At 67.0% G+C, this 1,433-nt stretch carries 1 protein-coding gene and 1 pseudogene; one reads left to right on the plus strand and one right to left on the minus strand.

Annotated elements, in window-relative coordinates; all coding sequences use genetic code 11:
- Window positions 1–136: 136 nt before the first annotated feature.
- Window positions 137–520, plus strand: a complete 384-nt coding sequence (locus D7X96_RS39000; RefSeq protein WP_121771995.1) for a DUF6308 family protein — start codon at window positions 137–139, stop codon at window positions 518–520.
- A gap of 421 nt (window positions 521–941) precedes the next feature.
- On the opposite strand, the pseudogene D7X96_RS40600 reads toward D7X96_RS39000, so the two are convergent.
- Window positions 942–1,433, minus strand: a pseudogene (locus tag D7X96_RS40600) (hypothetical protein); the annotation flags it as partial.

Consider the following 1,433-nt stretch of genomic DNA (forward strand, 5'->3'; position numbering starts at 1 on the left):
GGCCCACCCAAGCCGCAGACGCTGCCGAGTGCCGTCTGGATCAACAACCCCGCCCGGTTGGCCAACTCACTGGAGGTTGCGCAGTAATCTCACGAACTCGCTGTCTCACTCACGTTGACAGGTTCCGGCGAAGCTCTTGAGCACGCTCATTGAGACGACGGTGCGCGGCACCCAGCTCGCGGTTGCGTCGAAGCTCCTCTCAATGAAGCGTCCCCATCTCGTCCCCATGCTCGATACCGTCGTGCAGGCATGCCTGGGAACGAGTGAGATCGATCTCGCGCTTCAGCGCTTCGCCGACCTCGTCAGTTCCGGTGATAACCACCGGCTCCTTGATGCCCTCTCAGGTTGCGTCGCACAGCGCTACGGCATTCCGGTCGGGCGGGTGCGTGTACTCGACCAGCTCATCTGGTTCGACTGGAACGTCGTCGAGGCGGACGAACCGGGTAGATGGGTGGTCCGCGGTTTTGCGGAATGGGGTTACACCCCCGGACGCGACGACGGCATCCGGCGCGGCCCCTGATTCAGGCCTCGGCTGATTGGGTCGGGCTCCAGAGTGAGCCGAGAAGACTGAGCACTGCTTGGGGCCGGGCGCGGTGGTAGCCCAGCCCCGAGCGCAGCGCGTTCTGAAGATCGGTCATCTCGTCGAAGAGGACATTGTGCGTGGCACGCTGATGCAGAGGGCGCCATCGTCGCTCAATGGGCTGCAGTTGCGGACTGTAGGATGGCAGCCAGTACAGCGTCAGGTGTGGGTAGCACCCCAGAGCCCAGTCCACCGAATGCGCATCCTTGCCTGCAGGTGACCGCGGAGACCTGGCGAGCGTGGACACTGTGTTCAGCGGGAACCACGCCACTGCAATGGCTTGCAGTGGCGCTGGTGAGCGGTGCTTCGGCGGGGGCGACGCTGACGGTGACGTGTCGGCCCCCGCCCGTGGAGGCGTGAATCAGAGGGTGCAGCTGGCGGAGTCGTAGGCCAGGATGACCAGGCCCGCATTGCCTCCGTAGGCAGTGGTGGCTCCCGCCGCCGTTGGCAGGCTCGTCGCCGTGGACCAATTGGTCGCACCCAGGCCGCCAGTAGTGCCCGTGCCCGCGCCGTTGCCTCCCGACGAACCGCCCGTCCCGCTGGCGTTGTTGTAGCCACCACCTCCGCCGCCGTAGCCACCGCCTCCACCCGCGTACGAGTTTCCAGTGCCGCCCGTGACACCGGTTCCTCCGGTGGCGTAGCTGGTCCGGCCTCCCGCGCCCGCGGTGCCCGCTGTCGTGGCATACGGGCTGCTTCCGGCAGTGCCGCCCTTGTCGCTGCCGCCCCCCGCGCCGTTGAAGCCGTTGCCTCCCGCGGCTAGCGCGACGACCTGCCCCGCGCGCAGGATCGCGCTGCTGCCTCCCCCCCCGCCACCGGCGGTGTAGTAATACTCCTCCCAGTACTCATCGTACTC

The sequence above is a fragment of the Corallococcus interemptor genome (assembly GCF_003668875.1).
Lineage (GTDB): Bacteria > Myxococcota > Myxococcia > Myxococcales > Myxococcaceae > Corallococcus > Corallococcus interemptor.